General features: G+C 75.7%; 6 protein-coding genes. 2 read left to right on the forward strand and 4 right to left on the reverse strand.

What is annotated here, in order from left to right; translation table 11 throughout:
* Positions 1–30 precede the first annotated feature (30 nt).
* Positions 31–7,596 carry a type I polyketide synthase gene (locus tag QK440_RS09870; RefSeq protein WP_282792636.1) on the forward strand — a complete coding sequence of 2,522 codons (7,566 nt, stop codon included), beginning with the start codon at positions 31–33 and terminating at the stop codon, positions 7,594–7,596.
* Positions 7,597–7,719: 123 nt separating this feature from the next.
* Positions 7,720–8,979 carry a WS/DGAT domain-containing protein gene (locus tag QK440_RS09875; protein WP_282792637.1) on the forward strand — a complete coding sequence of 420 codons (1,260 nt, stop codon included), beginning with the start codon at positions 7,720–7,722 and terminating at the stop codon, positions 8,977–8,979.
* A 16-nt stretch (positions 8,980–8,995) separates the two neighbouring features.
* Here QK440_RS09875 and QK440_RS09880 read toward each other — a convergent pair whose 3' ends face one another.
* Genes QK440_RS09880 through QK440_RS09895 form a run of 4 tightly spaced genes read right to left on the reverse strand, consistent with a single transcriptional unit; the run spans position 8,996 to position 21,868 of the window.
* The gene (locus tag QK440_RS09880) at positions 8,996–10,738 is read right to left on the reverse strand and encodes a fatty acyl-AMP ligase (protein WP_282792638.1); all 1,743 of its coding nucleotides are present in this window, start codon (positions 10,736–10,738) and stop codon (positions 8,996–8,998) included.
* On the reverse strand, positions 10,731–10,997 hold the full coding sequence (locus QK440_RS09885; RefSeq protein ID WP_282792639.1) for a phosphopantetheine-binding protein: 267 nt from the start codon (positions 10,995–10,997) through the stop codon (positions 10,731–10,733). The genes QK440_RS09880 and QK440_RS09885 overlap by 8 nt, the downstream gene beginning before the upstream one ends.
* Positions 10,994–13,912, reverse strand: a complete 2,919-nt coding sequence (locus QK440_RS09890; RefSeq protein ID WP_282792640.1) for an aldehyde dehydrogenase family protein — start codon at positions 13,910–13,912, stop codon at positions 10,994–10,996. Before QK440_RS09890 ends, QK440_RS09885 begins: the two co-directional genes overlap by 4 nt.
* Positions 13,913–13,924: 12 nt before the next feature.
* Entirely contained in the window at positions 13,925–21,868 is a 7,944-nt protein-coding gene (locus tag QK440_RS09895) for an SDR family NAD(P)-dependent oxidoreductase (RefSeq protein WP_349239278.1), read from the reverse strand.
* Positions 21,869–22,365: the final 497 nt, after the last annotated feature.

Here is a 22,365-nt window from a genome sequence, read left to right on the forward strand (position 1 = left end):
CGCCCGTACGCCCCCACCCTAAGGACGCCCATGCCCGCCTCCGGTCCGGTCGCCAACGATCCCATCGCCGTCGTCGGGGCCTCCTGCCGCCTGCCGGGCTCCATCGCCACCCTCGACGACCTGTGGGGCGCTCTGGAGCTGCGGCTCGACCTGGTGACGACCGTGCCCGACGAGCGCTTCCCGGCCGCGCGGTTCACCGATCCCACGCGGCGCAGGACCACCCGGAGCTACACCGCGGCCGGCGGCTTCCTCGACGACGTCGCGGGCTTCGACACCAGCTACTTCGACGGGATCTCACCCCGTGAGGCCGCCGCCATGGACCCCCAGCAGCGGCTGCTCCTGGAGCTCGCGGCCGAGGCCGTGGACGACGCGGGAGCGTCACGGCGGACGCTGGCGGGTTCCGACACCGCCGTGGTGATCGGCGCCAGCTCCCACGACTACGAGCAGCTGCAGGCGCTCGTCGCGGACAAGGCGGGCCCCCACACCATGGCCGGCCTGGCGAGCTGCAACCTGGCCAACCGCCTCTCCCACGCCTTCGACTGGCACGGCATGAGCACGACCGTGGACACCGCGTGCTCCTCCGCCCTGACGGCCGTGCACCAGGCCTGCGAGGTGCTGCACCGCGGGCACGCGCGCGTCGCGCTCGCGGGCGGCGTCCAAGTGCTCCTCAGCCCGCACCCGTTCATCGGCTTCTCCGCCGCCGGCATGCTCTCCCCGACGGGCCGCTGCCGGCCCTTCTCCGCCGACGCCGACGGGTTCGTCCGCTCGGAGGGTGCCGGTGTCGTCCTGCTCAAGCGGCTCGCGGACGCCCTGGCCGACGGGGACCGGATCCACGGCCTCATCCTCGCGCACGGCGTCAACAACGACGGCAACACCCCCGGCCTCGTCCTGCCCAGCAGCAAGGCCCAACAGGCCCTGCTCACCGGGGTGTACGAGCGCGCCGGCATCGACGCCGACGACCTCGGCTACCTGGAGGCCCACGGCACCGGCACACCGGTGGGGGACCCGATCGAGTGCTCCGCCATCGGCCGCGCCCTGGGCACCCGCCGCCGGACCGGCGCCCTGCCCATCGGCTCGGTGAAGGGCAACCTGGGCCACCTGGAGGGCGCGGCGGGCATGCCGGGGCTGCTCAAGGCGCTGCTGGTGCTGCGCCACCGGCGCATCCCGGCGACGGTCCACGCCGAACCGCTGAACACCGCCATCGACTTCGGCGCCCTGGGCCTGCGCCCCGTGGTCGAGGCGGAGGACCTGCCCGCGCTGGACCGCCCGCTGGTCGGGGTCAACTCGTTCGGCTTCGGCGGGGCCAACGCCCACCTCGTCCTGGCGCCCCCGCCCGAGGCCCCGGCACACGCCACGGCCCCGCCGACGACGGGCCGGCTGCCCGTCGTCGTCTCGGCGCGCACCCCCGAAGCCGTGGCCAAGGCGGCCGAACACCTGGCGCAGCACCTGGAGCACACGCCCCAGGACGAGTTCTACGACGTCGCCTACACGGCCACCGAGCGCCGCGACCGGCACGAGTACGCCACCGCCGTGCTCGCCGCCACCCCCGACCAGGCCGCCGCCGCCCTGCACGCGGCCGCCCTCGACCCGGCGTCGACGCTGCGCACCGCGACCGGCGCCGCGGGCACCGCCCCCACGCCGTGCCGCACCGTGTTCGCCTTCTCGGGCAACGGCTCGCAGTGGCCGGGCATGGGCACCGCGCTGCTCGACGCCGAGCCCGCCTTCCGCCGGGCGGTCGACGAGGCCGACGGCCACCTGCGGGCCCGGCTCGGCTGGTCGGTGGCCGAGGAACTGCGCCGCCCGGAGGGGCAGTCCAGGCTGCACCTGACCGAAGTGGCCCAGCCGCTGCTGTTCGCCGTCCAGGTCGGGCTCGTCGAGCTCCTCGCCTCGTACGGCATCCGCCCGCAGGCCGTCGTCGGACACAGCATCGGCGAGGTCGCCGCCGCCCACGCCGCGGGCGCGCTCGACCTGCCCGGCGCCTGTCTCGTCGTCGCCGAACGCAGCCGCGCCCAGGCCGCCACCGCGGGCACCGGCACGATGGCGGCCGTGGGCCTCGGCGCCGCCGACCTGGCCAAGGAGCTGGCCCCGTTCACCGGCCGGCTGGAGATCGCCGGGGTGAACGGCCCGGGCGACTGCACCGTCGCCGGGGAGCGGCGGGCGCTGGCCCAACTCGGCGCGGAGCTGACGACGCGCGGCGTCTTCTTCCGCCGCCTCGACCTGGACTACGCCTTCCACAGCCGCGCCATGGACCCGCTGGAAGACGAACTCCTCGCCGCACTGGCCCCCTTGACCTGCGGCGACCACCGCATCCCGTTCGTCTCCACCGTCACCGGCGCCCCGCTCGCCGGCCCGCGGCTCGACGCGTCCTACTGGTGGTGCAACGTCCGGGAGCCGGTCCTGTTCGACCAGGCGGTCGGCGCCCTCCTGGACGAAGGCCCCGCCGTCTTCCTGGAGATCGGGCCGCACGCCGTGCTCACCCCCTACCTCAGGCGCCGACGGCAGGACACCGGGCCCGCCCCCGCGGCGATCGCCGTCTGCCGCCGCCGGGCGGACGGACCCGACGAGGTCCGCGCCGCCGCCGCGGCCGCCGTCGCGGTGGGCGCGCGCACCGACGGCAGCCACTTCCCCCGCCCCGGACGCGTCACCACCCTGCCCCCCTACCCGTGGCAGCGGGAGCGCTGCTGGACCGGGGGACCGGACGACTGGGAGCGGGTCAACGGCGACCGGAGCCTCCACCACCCGCTCCTCGGCCGGCCCGTCCAGATCGCCCAGCCCGCCTGGCACCAGTACGTCGACCCCGCGCACCTGCCGTGGCTGGCCGACCACCGCGTCGGCGACGCCGTGGTCGTACCGGCCGCGGCCTTTGTCGAGGCCGCGTACGCCGCCGGCCGACGCCACTTCGCCGCCCCCGCCGAGGTCACCGACCTGCACGTGGTGCAGGCCCTCACCCTGCCGGGCGGACGCGACACGCGTGACACCCTGGTGCAGACGACCCTGTCACCGGAGGACGGCGTCGTCCGTGTCGCCAGCCGGCCGGACGCGGGCTCGTCCTGGCACCTGCACGCCCGCGGACGCGTCCGCAGGCTGCTCCGTCCGGCACCCGCCCCCCTGGACCTGGCGGCCGTGCGCTCCCGGCTGTCCGCGACGGACGCCGACGCCGACGTCCTGTACTCCTCCTTCGCCACCGTCGGCCTCCACTACGGGCCCGCCTTCCGCGTCCTCACCGCCGTCCGCGCCGACGACGGCGAGGCGCTGGCCGACTACCGCCTCACCCTGCCGAGCGACGGCTTCGAGGCCCACCCCGTGATCCTGGACGGCGCCCTGCAGAGCGCCGCGGCCCTCGTCGCCCGGGCCGGGGAACAGCACCTGTACCTGCCCGCCGCGATCGGCGCCGCCCGCGTGTGGCGGCCGCCGGCCGCCGAAGGGCACATCCACCTCACGTCCGTCCACGTCACCGGCCGCGAGGCCCAGTTCGACGCCCTGATCACCGACGGCACCGGCGAGGTCGCCGTCGAGCTGAGTGGCTGCCGACTGCGCCGGTCGGACATGCTGGCGGCCCGCGAGGCGCGGCACTGCTCCGTCGTCCTGCGCCCCGCGGCCCTCCCCGGCACCCCGAGCGCCGCGGACCTGCCCTCCCCCCGGGAGCTGGCGGCGGCGACCGCCGCCGAACGCGCCGTGCTCACCGACGACGACCACCCCCGCCTGCTGGAGCGCCTGCGCGAGTCCACGGCGCACTGGAGCGTGCACGCGTTCACCCGGCTGCTGCCGGACGCCACCCGCTTCGGCCTGGACGACCTGCGGGCCGCCGGGATGCCCGAGCGCTACGCGCCCCACGTGCCGCTGCTCGCCCAACTCGCCGTCGACCACGGCCTGCTGGCAGCCACCACCGGCGCCGAGGCGCCCGGCTGGCAGTTCCGCGCGCCCGCCGACGCGCACGAGCGCGCCCGGGCGCTGCTCGGCGACTTCCCCGGCTTCTCCGCGCTCCTCGCCGTCCACCTCCGCTGCGGACTGCGGTTGGCCGCCGTACTGAGCGGCAGGCAGGAGCCGCGGCACCTGTTCACCGCGGACGGCGACCGGCACCTGTGGGAACGGTTCCAGGCCTGCACGCTCCGCCCCGGCCTGCGCCGCAGCGCCCGGCACCTGCTCGCCCGGATCGTCACGGAGCGGGCCGCGGACACGCCTCTGCGGGTACTGGAGATCGGGGTCGGCACCGGCGACCTGAGCGCCGAACTCCTGCCGGTCCTGCCGCCCGAGCAGACCGAGTACGTCTGCGCCGCCCGCGACGCGGACAGCCTCCCGCGCGCCCAGGCGCGCCTGGCGGCCCATGACGCGGTCGAGTACCGCACGTTCGATCCCGACGCCTCCGACGGCTCCGACGCCCCTGCTGATCGCGGTGCTTCCGACGACTCCGGCAGCCCCGGTGCGTCCGACTCTCTCGGCGCTCACGACGGCCCCGGCGCCCCCCATGGCACGGCGTCCGGGCCCGGCCTGGGCGGTCCGTACGACCTCGTCGTCGACTCCGGCGCACTGCAGCGCGCGGCGTCGCCCGCCGCGGCCGCGCGCCGGGTCGGGCGGCTGCTCGCCGACGGCGGGCTGCTGCTGGCCCTGGACCGCGGCCCCCTGCACCACACCGCGCTGTTCCAGGGGCTGTTCGACGTCCCCTCGCCCGCGCGTCCGCACGACGGCGAGACCCTGCGCTCCACCCTGGGCGACGCCGGGTTCACCGACATCACGGCCGCAGGGACGGCTACCGGCCCCGGCACCGTCCTCCTGGCCCGCCGGCAGCAGCGCCCCCAGGCGGCCACGCCACCGGCCCCCGCGGCCGGAGCGGCCTCGGGCCCCGTCTCGCCGACGCTGTCCGGCCGATGGCTCCTGCTCAGCGAGACCGGCCCCACCGCCAACCCCCTGATTCCTGCGCTCGCGACCGCCGTGCGCCGCGCCGGAGCCGACGCCGTGGAGACCGCCACCGTGCCCGGGCCCGGCGAAGCGGAGCACGCGCTGCGTGACCCCGCACCCTCCCACTGCGTCCTGATCCTGGACGCCCCCGCCCCCTGGGACGACGCCCCGGCGCTCACCCGGCAGGCCGTCCAGCGGGCACAGATCCTCCGCACCGTGGCCCGGACCCTGTCCGCGCGCTCCCAGGACGACCCCCCGGCCCTCTGGCTGATCACCCGGCCCACCGGCGCCCTCCCCGCCCCCGAACGGCCCCTGGACCCCGCCGCCGCGGCCGTCTGGGGCACGGCGCGCACCCTCGCCAACGAACGCCCCGGCCTGGCCGTCCGCCGTGTCTCGCTGGACGGCGGCGCGGACGCCACCGCCGACGCCGACCGGCTGGTACGCGAGTTCCTGCACGCCGCGCCGCCCCGCACCGGCCCGGACGAGGACGAGGTCGTGCTGACCCCGCGGGGCCGCTACGTGGCGCGCCTCACCGACCGCCGCCCCGCCCCCGGCCCGCAGGCCGCCGACGACGAGCCCTACACCCTCGAACTCCGTAGCCAAGGGCTGCGCAGCCGCACGGCCTGGACCGCCGGGCCGCCGCCCGCCTGCGCCCCCGGGGAACTGCTCGTACGCGTCCACGCCGCCGCCCTCAACTACCGCGACGTCATGCTGGCCACCGGCCTGCTGCCCCCGGACGCGGAGGTGCCGCTCCCGGGCGGGCCCGCCCTCGGTCTGGAGTGCGCCGGCGAGGTGGTCGCCGTCGGACGCGACGTGACCGGCTACACCCCCGGCGACCGCGTCTACGCCGTCGCCCCGCGCTCCCTGGCCTCCCACGTGCGCGCCCGCCCCGAGTCGGTGGGGCGCGTCCCCGACGGCATGAGCCACGAACAGGCGGCCACCCTGCCGGTCGTCTTCCTCACCGTCCACTACGCCCTGTCCCGCCTGGCACACCTGCGCCCCGGGGAAACGGTGCTGGTGCACGGCGGAGCGGGCGGCGTGGGCCTGGCCGCGCTCCAGTACGCGCGCCACCTGGGCGCGCACGTCATCGCCACCGCGGGGACGCCCGCGAAGCGGGACCTGCTGCGCGCGCTCGGCGTCCCGCACGTGTTCGACTCCCGCACGCTCGACTTCGCCGAACAGGTACGGGACGTCGGTGACGGACAGGGCGTCGACGTGGTCCTCAACTCCCTGTCCGGCGAGGCCATCACCCGCAGCCTGGAGGCCCTGCGGCCGGGCGGGCGGTTCGTCGAGCTCGGCAAGCGCGACATCTACGCCAACCAGCCCCTGCTGCTGCGGCCCTTCCGCCGCAACATCTCCTTCCACGCCCTGGACGTCAACCAACTGACCGTGCACGCGCCCGCCGCGCTGGCCGACGCCTTCCGCGAGGTCGGCGAGCGCGTCACCCAGGGCGTCTACCGCCCCCTGCCCCACGAGGCGTACCCGGCCGCCCGGGTCCACGAGGCGTTCCGCGCCCTCCAGCACTCCCGGCACCTGGGCAAGGTCGTCGTCTCCCTCGCCGAACCCCCCGCCCTGGAACGGCCGGTGCCCGCCCTCGCCCCGGCCGCCGACGCCACCTACCTCGTCACCGGCGGTACGAGCGGCTTCGGCGCCGCCACCGCCCGCCACCTGGCCGCCCGGGGCGTCCGCCACCTGGCGCTGGTCAGCCGCCGCGGCATCGAGGCCCCCGACGCCCCCGGTCTGGTACGCGAACTCGCCGCCCTGGGGGCCACCGCCCAGGTGCACGCCGCCGACGTCACCGACCGCGCGGCGCTGAGCCGCGTCTTCCGGCAGGCGCGCGACGCAGGCCGCCCCGTACGCGGCGTCGTCCACGCGGTCATGCACCTCGACGACGCCCCCCTGGCCGAGCTGGACGCCGAGCGCTTCCACGCCGTGCTGGCCGCGAAGATGCACGGCGCCCTGGTCCTCGACGAGCTGACCCGCGAGCACGAGGTGGAGCACTTCGTGGCCTACTCCTCGGTCTCCGCCCTCATCGGCAACCAGCGGCAGGCCCCCTACGCCGCCGGGAACCTCTTCCAGGAAGCGCTCGTACGCGCCCGCCGTGCCCGCGGGGCCGCGGGTCTGGCCGTGGCGTGGGGCGGCATCGACGAGACCGGCTACCTCTTCCGCGCCGGGATGACGCGGACCTTCGACCGCCTGGGCGCGGGCGCGCTGCCCCCGGACCGGGCCCTGGCCGCCCTGGACGACCTGCTCGGACGGCGGGCGGAGGTGACGGCGGTGGGACGGTTCGACTGGGCGCGCATGGCGCGCTCCCTGGCCACCCTGCGGTCCGCCGCCCGGTTCGCCCCCCTGACCGGCGCGGGCACCCCGGGGGAGGAGCAGAACGCCTCGGACGAGTTCACCGCGCGCTACGCCGCCGCCAAGAGCGACGACGAGGCCCGTGCTGTCCTCACCCAGACACTGATCCGGCTCACGGCCGACGTCCTGCAGACCTCTCCCGAACGGCTGGACGGCGCCAAGGACATCGCCTCCCTCGGCCTTGACTCCCTGATGATGGCCGAGCTCGCCGTCTCCGTGCAGCACACCCTCGGCTGCGAACTGCCGCTCATGGAGCTGGCGACCGTCCGCTCCCTCGCCGACCTCGCCGAGCGGGTGCACCGCGTCCTCCGCCAGGCCGCGCAGGACGACGCCGCGCGCTGAGCACGGCCCCGGGCCCCCGCTCCGTGCCCGGGGCCGCGCCGCCGACGCCGTCCCCTCGCTGCACACCCGTCGCACACCCGGGGACGGCACCGCACCCACCCGGACGAACAGGATCCGCCCGCCATGAGCAGCAGTCCCCCCACCCCCGTACCCACACCCTCACCTGTCGACCGGCACCTGCACCGTGCCGCGCACGCCGTCCCGCACCACGGCGGCTACATGGGCGTCCTGGGCATCCTGGAAGGGCCCGCGCCGAGCCTCGCCACCATCCAGGACCTGATGGCCGACGGCGTCCGGCGGGTCCCCGCCTGGAACTACCGCGTCTGCGCCGACAACCGACGGGTCTGGGAGCCCGCCCACGACCAGGACCTGCACCGGCACATCCACGCACTGCGCGTACCCCCGGGCCCCGCGCCACTGGAGCGGATCGCCCGGGCCCTGCTCGACGCGCCCTTCCCCGAAGGCGCCGACAACTGGGGCGTATGGCTCGTCACCGGCTGGGCCCCCGACCGCTACGCCTTCGCCGCCCGGGTCCACCACGCCCTGCAGGACGCCTCCGGCGCGCTCGCGGGACTGAGCGCCGTCGTCATCCCCGGCCTCCACCTCCCGCTGACCGTACCGCCGGAGGCCGAGCCGACCCTCGACCTGGTCACCGCCGCCCGCTGGGCCGCCCGGACCCTGCCGCCCCTGCTGCGGCCGACCGCCCGCTGGACCCCGGCGCGCCACGCGGCGGACCGCACCCGGACGCTGCACTTCGCCGTCTGCGACACCAGCAGGCTCGACGCGCTCGCCCGCGCGGCCACCGCCTCCCTCAACCAGGTCTACCTGGCCGTCACCGCCGGTGCCCTGCGCGCCTGGACGCCCCAGGACTGGACGGGCCGCGCCACCCGGCCGCTCCACGCCTTCGTCCCGGCCGAGAGCCGCCCGCCGGGCCACGAGCCGGCCACCCTCGGCAACCACCTGGTGGCCCTGCGGGCCGAGCTGCACTGCGCGGAGCCCGACCCCCGCCGGCGGCTCGACCTGATGCGCCCGAGTACGGACCCGCGCGGCGCCCTCGTCCCCCAGCAGCGGGCGGCCCTGCGGACCCTGCCCCGTATCGCGGGCTTCGCCACGCGCTGTCTGCTCAGCCCGCGCAGCACCGCGCTGCTGACCACCAACGTCCAGCTCGGCGCGGGGATGGCCGTCAACGGTGACCGTGTGTGCCAGGCCGTCAGCCTGCCGCCGCTGCTGTTCGGCCACCCCCTCACCGTGGCCCTGACCACGTACGAGGGACAGGCCACGGTCTGCTTCACCAGCGACCGCACCACCCCCGACCCCGAAGTGCTGCCGCAGCTCTGGCACGAGGCCCTCACCGAACTGGAGAAGGCCTACGCCACCGGGTGACATCGCGGCGGCCCGGTCATACCGGGGTGGGCAGGTCGGAGTGCAGGGGTGTGAGGCGGGCGGAGCGGAGTGCCTCGCGGGTGCGTGCGCGCTGGACCTTGCCGCTGGTGGTGCGGGGCACGCTCATCGGGCCGACGATGACGACGTCGGCGTGCAGCCGCAGTTCACGGGCCAGGCGCTGTTTGATGACGTCGGCGAGGGCGGCGGGGGTGCGGCCGTCGAGGTGCAGGGGGCGGATCTCCTGGACCAGGACGACGCGTTCGGTGCCGGAGGCGTCGGGCAGGGCGAAGGCGGCGCAGGGGCCGGTGGCGGGGTCGGCGGACTCGCTGAGGCGTTCCAGGTCCTGGGGGTGGATGTTGCGGCCGTTGACGATGATGAGGTCCTTGGCGCGGCCGGTGACGTACAGCTCGCCGTGTCGGAGGAAGCCGAGGTCGCCGGTGCGCAGGAAGGGGCCCTGGCCGTCGGTCGTGCGGGCGGCGAAGTGCGCGGCGGTGGCCTCCGTCTCGCCCAGGTAGCCGTCGGCGACGCTGTCGCCGCGGACCCAGATCTCACCGACGTGCCCGTCGGGCAGCGGGCAGGACGTGGTGGCGTCGACGATACGGACGTCGCAGCCCACGGGTTGCCCGCAGCCGACGAGGGCGGCGCCGTCGGGGGAGGGCTCGGCGCGGCCGCCCTCCAGGGCCTCGCGGTCGAAGTGCTCCACGGTGGGTCCGCGGCCGCATGGCGTGCCGGTGACCAGGAGGGTGGCTTCGGCCAGGCCGTAACTGGGTGCCCAGATGTCGGGGCGGAAGCCGATGGGGGCCAGGCGGCGGGCGACCGCGTCCAGCGTCTGGGGGCGTACGGGCTCGGCGCCGCTCAGGGCGAAGCGCAGGCACTCCACGTCCAGGTCCAGCTCCGTGAGGCGGCCGTGGGGGAGGTTGCGCAGCAGCCAGTCGTAGCCGAAGTTCGGGGCGAAGGTGTAGAACGCCCGGTAGCGGCTGATCATCCGCAGCCAGAGGAGCGGGTGGGCGATGAAGGTGACGGGGGAGCAGAAGACGAGGTTGCCGTAGGCCGTGAGCGGGCTGAGCAGCATCCCGACCAGGCCCATGTCGTGGTAGTGCGGCAGCCAGCCCGCGCCGGCCGGTGACGCGTCGTGGCGCAGCTCGTCCCGGACCTCTTCGGTCAGGATCGTCTCCCTGATGGAGAGCAGGTTGTGCAGGAGGTTGCGGTGGGTGAGGACGACGCCGCGGGGCTCGCTGGTCGATCCGGAGGTGTACTGGACGTAGGCGGTCGCCGAGAGGTCCTGTGCGAGCGGACTCCAGGTATCGGGATCCGGTAGTGCGGCGGTGTCGGTGGCGGCGCACGGCGTTCGGTGCGCGGTGTCCGGACCCCCGAGCCAGGCCTCCAGCGCGGGCCGGTGCGCGGTGTCGGTGAGGACCAGCGCGACCTCGGCGGCGGTAATGATGCCTTCGGCGCGGTGCAGGGCCCGCCGGTCGGTGTCCGGCAGCGGGGCGGGGACGGCGATACGTCCGGCGTACAGGCAGCCGAGGAAGACCGCCAGGAACTCCAGGCTCGCCGGGTACATCAGCAGGATGCGCGCGCCGGGCGGTGTCCGCTCGGTCAGCCAGGCGCCCACCGCGCGGGCGCGCGCGTCGAGCTGGGCGTAGCCGAGGCGCTCCACCTCCACGAGTTCGCCGCGGACGCTGTCCACGCGCGCGTACCAGCGGGTGTCGCCGAGAATCCACACCTTCTCGCGCAGGAACCGGACGAGTTCACTCACGCTCGGCCCCGATCCGCCCGGCCAGCGTCTCCTCGACGTGGTCGACCACGGCGCCGACCGTGTGCAGCTCCCAGGCGACCTCGTCGGGGATGCGCAGCCCGAAGCGCTCCTCGGCGAGGACGGTCATGCGGACCAGGACGAGGGAGTCCAGGGCGAGGTCGGCGACGAACGCGGTCTGCTCGTCGACGTGCCGCGGATCGACGCCGCCGCACTCGGCGAGCAGTGCCTTCACCTCGGCCAGGATGTCGGCCCGGTTCACCGCGCGGCCCCCTTCCCCGCCACGTCCCAGGCGACCGGCAGGGCGCTGAGGCCGCGCTCGAACATGCTGGGCCGCCACCGCGGCGTGCCGTCCAGGCGCAGGCCGGGCAGCCGGCGCAGGACCGTGGTGACGGCGGTCTCGGCGGTCATCCGGCCGATGTGGGCGCCCAGGCAGTAGTGCGGGCCGTGGCCGAAGGCGAGGTGCCCCGTCGTGGCCCGGCGCAGGTCGAGGCGGTCGGGCTCGGGGAAGCGCGCGGGGTCCCGGTTGGCCGCGCCCAGGCACAGGAACAAGGACTCGTCCGCGGGGACGGTCACGTCGCCGAACGTGACGGGCTCGAGGGTGCCGCGCCAGCTCGTGAACGGCAACGGGCTCTCGTAGCGCAGGAGTTCGCCGACGCCGCTGTCCCGCACGGACGGGTCGTCGCGCAGCGCGGCGAGCTGCTCGGGGTGGGTGAGCAGGGCGTGCAGGCCGTTGCCGACGCTGTTGATGCTGGGGTCCTGGCCCGCCACCAGCATCATCATGACCTGGCCGTGCAGCTCGTCCTCGCTGAGCAGGCCGTCGCGGTCGCGGGCCGTCACGAGCAGGGAGATCAGGTCGTCGCCGGGCGAGCGGCGCTTCCCGGCGACGGCCTTGCGGACGAACGCGTCGATCTCGTGGGCGAGCGCCGCCACGTAGGGGACGTCGTTGTTCCACTCGGCGGTGCGCCAGATCATCGCCCGCAGGTGGTCCATCTGCGGCGGGGCGGCGCCCAGGACGGAGAACAGGACGTTGCCGCCGAGCGGATAGGCGACGGCCGCCATGAGGTCGGCGCGGCCCCGGTCCGCGATCCGGTCGATGCGGGCGTCGACGAGGCGCTGCACCCGGGCGCGCCACTGCTCCTGGCGGGCGGGCGTGAAGAAGGGCCGCATGAGCGCGCGCAGTTCGGCGTGGCGCGGGTCGTCGCTGTCGAGGAGATGGACGAAGAGCCGTTCCCGCAGCTCGTCCGGCCAGTGCCGCAGCCACGTCCGGCCGGCGGTGGTACGGGTGCTGGCGCAGGTCACCCGGGGGTCGGTGTGGGCCCGGCGGACGTCGTCGTAGCGGGTGAGCAGCCAGCCCGGGCCGTCCGGGCTGACGATCCGGCTGACCGGCCGGTGCGCGCGCAGCCAGTGCAGGGTGGGGTACGGGTCGTGCTGGAACGCCTCGGTGAACGGGGCCGGGAGGCCACCGGGCAGGTCCTCGGGCGGCCAGCCCGGCGGATAGCTCCGGGGCGCCTCGACCCTCGGCCGGGGCTGCGCGGGGACGTAAGGGGCTGCGGCGCGGGGCTGCGGCGGGGACTGCGCCAGGGACACGCCTTGCAGGCGGCTGGTGCGCAGCATCGGGTAGTTGAGCTCGCCGTACCGGTCGCCGCTCAGCCCGGGGCCGCCGTGGTGGGAGAGGTAGGGCACGCCCGCGAGATGCGCGTCGTTGACGCGGAGCTGGCCGCAGGAGCGGACGTCCCGGACGAACCGGTCGACGACCGCCGGGTCCTGGGCCAGCAGGGAGTTGCGCAGGCCGTAGGAGCCGGAGGCGACGAACGACGTCATGCCGGTGAGGAGGTCGTCGTCGGGGGCGGGCTCGGGCACGACCAGGGTCAGCACCGGGAAGAACGTCTCGTGCCGCACGCAGCGCAGCTCCCGCGCGCGGGCCAGCCCGTCGATCCGCACGAGCGCCGGTTCGGCGAAGACGGCGATGTCGCTCTCCCGGCCGTGCACGTCCAGGTGGCGTCCGCCGGTCAGCACGCGGGCGCCCGCCTGCCGGGCGTCGGCGAGCGCGGCGTCGTACCCGGCGGTCTGCGGCGAGGCGGCGAGCACCACGCCGGGGTCGTCGGGGAAGCCGGGCCGCAACGCCCGGACGCGCTCGGCCAGCAGCTCGGTGAGCGGGTCGGCGATCGCGGGGTGGACGAGCGCGACGTTGGGGGCGCAGCAGATCTGGCCGCTGCCGTGGTAGGCCTCCAGGAGCGTCTCGACGGCCCGGTCGAGGGGCGCGTCGCGCCACACCAGCACCATGTCGTTGCCGCCGAGTTCCAGGACCGGCTTCTTGCCCGCGGCCAGGCACGCCTTCTCCAGCTGCTCGCCGCGGACGGAGTCGCCGAAGTACAGCACGTCGTCCACGAGCGGACTGGCCAGCCAGGCGTCCAGGGCCTGGCCGGGGTCGGTGCACAGCGCGGACAGGACGCCGGGCGGGGCGCCCGCCTCGGCGAGCGCCGGCACGGCGATCCGCTCCAGGAGGTACATCGCGGCGATCGGCGCCTGCCGGGACAGCCGCACCACCAGGGCGTTGCCCGCGAGGACGCACTGGAAGGCCGCCGCGACACCGAGCGCCGGGGTGTTCAGGGGCGGCTGGACGCACACCACGCCGTCCGGGACCCGGCGCAGCACCACCGTGCGGCCCTCCGGGTGGTGGCGGGTGTCGAGCTGCCGCAGGCACCAGTCGGTGGTCTCGGGGCCGAAGAACGTCAGGAGGTCGTCGACCTCGCCCCGGGCCAGCCGGACCGGGTGCCCTTCCTCGACCAGCAGCCCGGTCAGCGCGTCCGCGTGCTCCCGCACCCGGGCGCGGAACGCCTCGGCGAGGGCGGCGCGTTGGGCCAGCGGGCTGCCGCCCCACTCGTCCGCCGCCCGCCGGGCGGCGTCCAGCGCGGCGCTCATGTGGTCGGCTCCGGCGAGGGCGCAGCGGCCCAGGACCGTGCCGGGGTGGGCGTCGGGTCCCATGCGCCCGGCGTTGAGGGCGTTGCGGTAGCAGGAGGCGCCGACGGGGTCGTCGAGCAGCGCGCCCGCGCGCAGCGCGTAGACCCACGCACCGTGGTGCGGGGCGGTGACGCCGCCGACGAGCGGGCCGAAGCTGAGCACGTCCTCGGCGGTGTGCGCCGCCGGGCCGTCCGGGGCCTGACAGGTGGTCATGGCGGTCTCCTTTCAGCCGGTGGTGACGCGGGGGGTGGTGCCGCTGGCGGCGTCGGCGCGGGTGCCGGGGTGGGCGTTGGTGCCGGTGCCGGTGCCGAGGTCGGTGTGGGCGTGGGTGCTGGAGTCGGCATCGGTACTGGTACTGATGTCAGTACTGGTACTGGTACCGGTGTCGGCGCCCGTGCCGGTGTCGGCGGGGCGGACGCCCAGGCGCAGCAGGACGTGGCGGGCGAGGTCGGTGAGGGTGATGCCGCCCTGGAGGAGTTCCATGGGCGGGATCTCGACGTCCAGGCGTCGGCGCAGCGTGGTCAGCAGTTCGGCGCCCATGAGGGAGTCGACGCCGTAGTCCTGGATCGGCTGCCCGGGGTCGAGGCGGTCGGCGTCGGTCTGCAGGATCGGGGCCAGCATCTCGGCGAGGGCCCGGCTGACGGTCCGCAGGGCCTCGTCCGCGCTGAGGCCTGCCAGGGCGGCCGCGAGGTCCTGGCGGCTGTGTCCGGCGAGTTCGTCGTCGGGCAGCAGGGCCGCGAAGCGCGGCGCGGCCAGGGCGGGCAGCACGGTGCGCAGCCGGGTCCAGTCGAAGCGGCCGACCCCCGCGACGGCGACGCCGGACGCCGCCAGACCCTCCAGAGCGGCCAGCGCCTCGGCGGAGCCCAGGGCCCGGGCGCCGAGGGCCTCCATGGCCGGGACCAGGCCCGCGCGGGCCACGTGGCCCGCTTCGCCGAGCGCGCCCCACTGGACGGCGAGCGCCGGGCGCGTGCTGCCGCGGTGCCGGGCCAGGGCCTCGGCGTAGAGGTTCCCGCCGACGTAGGCGGCCTGCTTGATGTTGCCGACGGCTGTGGTGAAGGAGGAGTACGTCCAGAACAGCCGCAGGTCGTGCCGCTGGGTCAGCGCGTCGAGGACGGCCGCCCCGGCCGTCTTGGGGGCCAGGACGGTGCGGGCCCGGTCCTCGGTCAGCTCGGTGAGCAGGCAGTCGTCGAGGGCCATGGCCGCGTGGACGACCCCCGCGAGCCGGTGCCCGGTGGCGTCGACGGCGTCGATCACCTCGGCCATGGCGGCGGCGTCGGTGACATCAGCGGCGTACGGCGTCGCCGTCACGCCCTGCTCGGCCAGGTCGGCCAGGACGGCGCCCGCCTCGGGGCCGTCGGCGCCCCGCCGGGAGACCAGGGCGAAGTGGCGGGCCCCGCGCTCGGCCAGCCAACGGGCGGTGGCGGCGCCGAAGCCGCTCAGGCCGCCGGTGACCAGATAGCTGCCGTCCGGGTCCAGCCGCAGCGGTTCGGGGCGGGCCCGGACGGGGACCGGCCCGGTGAGCGGGTCGAGGTCCACGACGACCTTGCCGACGTGCCGCGAGTGCTGGAGCAGCGCGAACGCCTCCTTGACGCGGGCGGCGGGGTACACCGTGTGCGGCAGCGGCCGGTAGCGGCCGTCCGCCACCCGTTCGGCGAGCTCGGCGAGGATGCGCCGGCCGGTCACGAGGGCGGCCTCGTCGGCCATCAGGGCGGTGGCGTCGACGCCGAAGAAGGCGATGTTGCGGCTGAAGGGCCGCATCAGCAGCGGCTTGTTGGCATAGATGTCGCGCTTGCCCAGCTCGACGAACCTGCCGCCCGGCCGCAGGATCTCCAGGCCCCGGTCGATGGCCTGACCCGCCAGTGAGTTGACCACCACGTCGACTCCGTGGCCCCGGGTGAGGCGCAGGGCCTGGCCGGCGAATTCCAGGGTGCGGGAGTCCAGGACGTGTTCGACGCCCAGCGCGCGCAGCAGTTCCCGCTTGGCGGGGCTGCCCGCGGTGGCGATCACTGTGGCGCCCACCAGGCGGGCGTACTGGATCGCGGCGAGGCCGACCCCGCCCGCGGCGCCGTGGACGAGTACGGTCTCTCCGGCCGTCAGTCGCGCGAGGTCGTGCAGGGCGTAGTGGACGGTCAGGAACGCGACCGGCAGGGTGGCGGCCTCGGCGAACCCCAGGCGATCGGGGATGCGCATGACGAACGGCGCGGGCACCACCGCGTGGGAGGCCAGGCAGGCCGGGACCACCGCGCACACGCGGTCCCCCGCGGCCAGGTGGTGGACGCCCTCGCCCACGGCCGTGACGACTCCCGCGCATTCCAGGCCGGGCCCGTCCTCACCGGGCGTCCCCTCGGTCGCCTCCGGCGGCAGCAGCCCGGTCGCCTGCATGATGTCCCGGTAGTTGAGCGCCGCGGCGCGCACCGCGACCACCACCTCGCCGGCCGCGGGCGTACGAGGCTCCCGGCGCGCCCAGACCGTCTCGTACGACAGCCCTGGCGCGCGGATCTCCAGGGCGAAGGGCGCCTCGCCGCTCGGCTCGACGTGCTCGTCGGCCGGGAGCTGCCGCTCGCGCGGGGCGAAGCGGCCGCTCGCGGTGAGCACGATCTCGTCCTCGGGCGCCGTTCCGCTGTCCGTGTCGGCCGACGCGGAGGACTCCAGCAGTTCGCGGGCCAGGCGCTGTGCGTCGGCGGTCGGGTCGCCGAGGCGTTCCAGCGAGATTCGGGTCACGCGCACCCGGGGTTGTTCGTTGGCCAGGGTGCGGGCCATGCCCCAGGCGGCGGCGTCCTGCGGGTGGCCGGGGCGTTCCGGGGCGGGCAGCGCGCCGCTGGGGCGGGTCACCAGCCACACGGCCGGGCGGGCCTCCTCCGGCAGGCCCTGGCAGGCCGAGGCCACGGCGCCCAGCGCAGCCGCCCGGCGCACGGCCTGGTCCAGCATCGCCCCTGGGTCGTCGGGGGCCTCGCCCAGGAGCAGCACGACCGCCGGGTGGCCCGCGCCGGTCAGCGGTGTCGTCCAGGCCGCCGGGTCGCGGGGCAGGTCCAGCACGGGGACGGGCGCCGGGCCGTCGCCGCCCAGCAGGGTCGCGAGGTGCTCGGCCAGTGGCGCCTCCCCGGGGCTCTCGGTGGCGACGATCCACCGGGTGCCGTCCTCGGCGCGGGGCAGCGCGGGCTCGGCGACCATCTGGTCCGCGGGCGCCGAGGCCAGCAGCACCGAGGCGACCTCCGTGCCCGTGCCCAGGGCGTCCTCGACACAGACGACGTCGGTGAGGCCGCAGGCGCGCAGCACCTCCAGCCACTGCTCACGGCTTAGCAGCGGCGCATCGGGGCGCAGCTCGTCCTGGTGTCCCCAGAAGCTGCTCAATGCGCCGAAGAAGGGCAGCAGGTACTCGGTGTCGTGGGTCTCGGCGGCCAGCAGCCGGCCGCCGGGCGCCAGCAGGGCGCGCACCCGGTGCAGGGCCGTCCGCAGGTCGGCGGCGGTGTGCAGGGAGTTGGTCGCGACGATCAGGTCGTAGGTGCCGTCGGCGTACCCCTGCCCGGCGGGGTCGGCGTTCAGGTCGAACAGCCGGTAGTCGACGAAGGTGTGATCGTCGAAGCGGTGCCGTGCGGGGGCGAGGAAGCCGGCCGACACGTCGGTGAAGTGGTAGACGGTGCGCTCCGCGGGCAGCAGCGGCAGCAGCGCGGCCGTGGTGCCTCCCGTGCCCGCGCCGATCTCCAGGACCCGCAGCGGCCGGTCCTGAGGCCAGTCCCGCGCGATCTGCGCCGCGAACGCGGCACAGATGGCGTTGTGGACCCGGCAGGTCGGCGCGGTGTCGTAGAACTGCTCGAGAGCGCCCCGGGAGCCGTGGTCGGTGAGCAGGTGCAGGGCGTCCTGTTCGCCGCGCAGCACCCGGGGGAGCTGGGCGAGCTGACGCACGGCCAGTTGCACCTCGGCGGTGCAGGCGGGGAAGTCCAGCGGCAGCCGGGCCGCGAGGGGCTGCGGGCCTGGGGTGCCGGTCAGCCGCCACCGCTCGTCGTCCCCGAGGCCGGCCAGGCCGTGGCGGGCCATCAGGCGCAGCAGCGCCCGGGCGAACCGCTCGTGCCCGGGCAGCATCCCCTGCCCGACCAGGTCGGCGAACGTGAACCCGTCCGCCTCCGCGGGCACCAGGTCCGCGAACGCGGCGGCGGCCGTATGCGCGGTCAGGAGTTTCACCTGGGCCAGGAAGTCCCCGAAGCGCGTGGTGCGCACCTCGGCCCGGGCCGCGTCGACCCGCACGGCGACCGCCCCGGCGAGATCCTGGTTGCCGGGCAGCGGCGAGGGCGCGGCCGGCAGACGCTCGTAGGGTACGGCGCGCAGCACGGTCTCGTACCGCTGCGGCGCCCGCGCGGCCGGACCGGGCACGCGGCGCAGGCGTACGCCGTCCAGTTCCAGGCTGACACTGCCGTCCGGGTCGGCGACGGTGATGTCGAAGCACAGCTCGGTGCCGGTGCCGGTGCCGGTGCCGGTGCCGGTGCCGCTGCCGGTGCTCGCGCTCGTACTCGTACTCGTACGATCGCGGACGTGCACCACTCCCGCCGCGGCCGGGCTGCGCCACACCCGGACGGCCCCGATGGAGGCCGGGAGCCACCCGCCGGGCCCGTCGCCCGCCCGCGCGGCCACGAGCGGCGCGCAGGCCTGCAACGCGCCGTCGAGCAGCGCCGGATGCGCCACGTACCGGGCGGCGTCGGCCGCATCCGTGGTGTGCCGGTAGGCGGCCAGCGCCTCCCCCTGCCCGGTGTGCAGCCGTACGAGCTGGCGGAACGCGGGACCGTAGTCCAGACCGCTGGCCGCCAGAGCACGGTACTGAGCGTCCGCGTCACCCCGGCGCGGGCAGCGGGCGCGCACCTGCGTCAGGTAGACCCGCGCGGGGGAGCGGCCGATCAGCTCACGGACGCGGCACCGGGCGTGCGGCCGGGGCGGCGGGTCGCCGTCGTCGCCCTCGGAGGCCTCGGTGCTGGTGAGGGTCACCATGCCGTCGTCGGGTGAGTAGGCGAGCTGGACGCGGATGTCCCCGGCCCGGTCCCAGGGGACGACCAGCGGGCGGCTGATCTCCAGCCAGGCCAGTTCCACCGGGCCGTCAAGGACCCGCTGGGCCGCGGCCAGGGCCATCTCGACGTACCCCGCCGCGGGGAACACCACGGACCCGGCCACCTTGTGGTCGGCCAGCCACGGCACCAGCGCCGGTTCGACCGGCCCCTGCCAGGAGGGTTCCGCACTTGGCAGTCGCTCGCCGAGCAGCGGGTGGTCCAGGTGCCCGGCTCCGCTGCTGGCGATCCACTGTGACGGTGTGCCGCTCCAGTGTCGCTCGCGCTGCCAGGGGTAGGCGGGCAGCTCCGCCACGCGCGCGGGCCGGGGGAACAGGCGCGCCCAGTCCGTCTCCGCCCCCGCCGCGAGCAGCCCTTCCACCGACCGGCGCAGGGCGCCCGGGCCGTCGGTGTCGCGGCTGAGCGTGCCGAGCACGGCCACCCGCTCGCGGCCGGCGGCGATCCGGCGCAGATACGTCCGGAGCACAGGGTGTGGGCTGACCTCCAGGAGTACGTCGACGCCCGTGTCCAGGGCGTGCCCGACGGCGTCCGCGAACCGCACCGGCTCGCGCACGTTGCGCCACCAGTAGTCGGCGTCCAGCCCGTCGGCGGGCACCGGGCCCCCGGTCACCGTGGAGAGAAGCGCCCCGGCGTCGCCGCGCGGGGCCAGCCCGGCCAGCCCCGTGGCCAGCGGCGCCCGGGCCGCCTCCATGGCCGGGCTGTGAAAGGCGTAGTCCAGGTCCATGAGCCGGAAGAACACCTCCCGGCCCGTCAACTCATCGCCCAAGGCCTTGAGTTGGTTCGGCGGCCCGGCGACCGTCACGTCCTGCGCGCTGTTCTCCGCGGCCACGACCAGGCGCGGGTACGCCTCCAGAGCCTTTCGCGCCTCGGCTAGCGGCAGCCCCACCGCGGCCATCCGGCCACGCCCGGCCGTGACCGCCTGGGCCCGGCTGCGCACGGCGACCACCCACGCCGCCTCGTGCAGGGTCAGCGCCCCGACGGCGTACGCGGCGGCCACCTCCCCGACGCTGTGCCCGAGCGCGACCCTCCACCGCAGGCCCCGCTCACGCAGCACCGCGGTGATCCCGGCCTGCACCGCGAACAGCAGCGGCTGCGCGACCTCGGTGGCGTCCAGCGCCCACTCGTCCGCGGGCCGGCCCAGTTGCTCGGCCACCGACCAGCCGAGCCGGGGCGCCAGCGCGACGTCCACCGCGTCCACCTCGGCGTGGAACACCGGGTCGCCGAGCAGGTCGGCGGCCATGCCCGCCCACTGCGAGCCGTTGCCCGCGAAGACGAGCGCGACGCGCCCGCGCCCGACTGCCTCGCCGGAGGCTCCCGCGGCGGCGTCGGACAGCAGCCGCGCGGCCTCGTGCGCGGACTCCGCCAGCGCGACCCGGCGACAGCGGTGACGAGCCCGGCGGAGGCTGGTGGTGGCTGCGATGTCGTAGAACTCCCGCGGCCCGGCGTCCGCCAGCCGGGCGGCCAGCCGCCGCGCCGCCTCCTCGGCCGCCCGTGGGGTACGCCCCGAGGCGATGACGGGCAGGGGGCGCGGTGCTGCCTCCGGGGCCGGGGCGGGGTGGGGGATGGCGGGCGACGGCCCGAGGGGGGTGGTGTCGGACGGGGGGCTGGAAGGGGAGACGGCAGACGGGCGACCGAAGGAAGAGGCGACGGACGAGGGACCGAAGGACGAGGCGGCGGACGAGGGATTGAAGGGGGAGGCGGCAGACGGGGGACTGAAGGACGAAGCGGCGGACGGGGGACTGAAAGACGAGGCGGCGGGCGGTGGCGCGACGACCACATGAGCGTTGGCCCCTCCGAACCCGAAGGAGTTGACGCCCACGAAGCGCCGGCCCTCGCCCGCTGTCGGTGTCGGTGTCGGGGACGGTGTCGGTGTTGGTGTCGGGGACGGTGTCGGTGTCGGCGCCAGCGGACGCGTCGCGGCGACCGGCTCCAGCTTCAGCCCCGTGAAGTCGATGTCGGGGTTGAGCGGGTCCAGGTGCAGCGAGGGCGGGATGCTGCCGTACCGCAGTACGGCGAGGGCCTTGAAAAGGCCCGCCATGCCCGAGGCGGGCTCCAGGTGCCCGAGGTTGGACTTCACCGACCCGATGGGCAGCGGGCCCACCGTGCGGGCTGCACCCAACGCCCGGCCCAGCGCCACGCACTCAGCCGGGTCGCCCGTCTGCGTACCGGTACCGTGCGCCTCCACGTACACGACCTCGTCCGCGGCGATTCCGGCGCCCTCGTACACCCGTCGCAGCAGATCCTCCTGTGCCCGCGCGCTGGGCAGGGCGAGGCCGGGCGTGCGCCCGTCGCAGTTGCTGCCGGCGGCGGCGATCACCCCGTGCACCCGGTCGCCGTCGGCCACCGCGTCGGCCAGCGGCTTGAGCACCACGACACCCGCGCCCTCGGCCCGGACGAACCCGTCGGCGTGCGCGGAGAACGCCGCGCAGCGGCCCCGCTTGGACAGCATCGAGGCCTGGCTGAAGCCGACGAAGACGTTCGGGTTCAGCAGGACGTTGACCCCGCCGGCGAGCGCCAGGCGGCTGTGGCCCGACGCCAGTTCCTGACAGGCGCGTTCGACGGCGACGAGCGAGGAGGAGCACGCGGTGTCGATGGCCATGCTCGGCCCGCGCAGGTCGAAGAAGTGGGAGAGCCGGTTCGCCGCGATGGAGTGGGCGGTGCCCGCCATGGAGTAGGCGTTCATCTGCCGGGGCCTGGCCATCTGCAGGCCGCCGTAGGCGAAGTCCGAAATGCCGACGAACACACACGTGTCGGAGCCGGCCAGCGTCCCGGGGTCGATGCCCGCGTCGTCCAGCGCCTCGACGGCCGTCTCCAGCAGCAGGCGGTGCTGCGGGTCCATCTTCGCCGCCTCCCGCGGCGAGATCCCGAAGTAGTCGGCGTCGAACTCACCGAGATCACCCAGGAAACCGCCCTTGGCGGTGTACGACTTCCCCGGCCGCGCCATGGCGGTGTCGACGAACCGCGCCACCTCGAACCGCCCGTCCGGCACCTCTCCGACCAGGTCGCGCCCGGCCTCCAGGGCCTCCCACAACCCCGCCACATCCGTGATCCCGCCGGGCAGCCGACACCCCAGCCCCACCATGGCGAACGCGTCCGTCTTGGGCAGAGTCCCCATCATCCCGCCTCCCGGCACAGTCACGCACCGTGCGCAACTTATGCGCTGAGTAACGATGAAGAAGGGGGTGCGTCGAGTCAAACGCCTCGGGGCGTGACGCGCGCGGTTCACCGGGCCGAGGCGTCACCGTTCGTACGGGCGTCCGCCCGACGCCAACGCGCGCCCCCAGAAGGCCTGTTCGCCCGCATCCTCGCCCTGCGGCCCTCCACCACACCACCGCCCCCGCACCGCAGCCCCGCTGGGCCTGCGAACCTCGGCGGCCACCACGCCCACCACACCGGCACCGGACACACGACCAGCCACCAATGTGATGACCACCCATACGATAAACACCCCACCGCCCCACGCCAGACCTCACAAAAGCGCCAGGGTGAGCCCACAGACAAAAGCTTGACGACACCTCACACGGGCACCGTCACCGCCCCGCCCACGGTCTCAGTCGCCGGTGCAGGCGGGGCCGACGGTGTGCCCCAGCACGCTGAGGGTGGGAGAGCGTCGAC

It is taken from the genome of Streptomyces sp. CC224B, from assembly GCF_030010595.1.
Taxonomy (GTDB): Bacteria; Actinomycetota; Actinomycetes; order Streptomycetales; family Streptomycetaceae; genus Streptomyces; species Streptomyces longispororuber.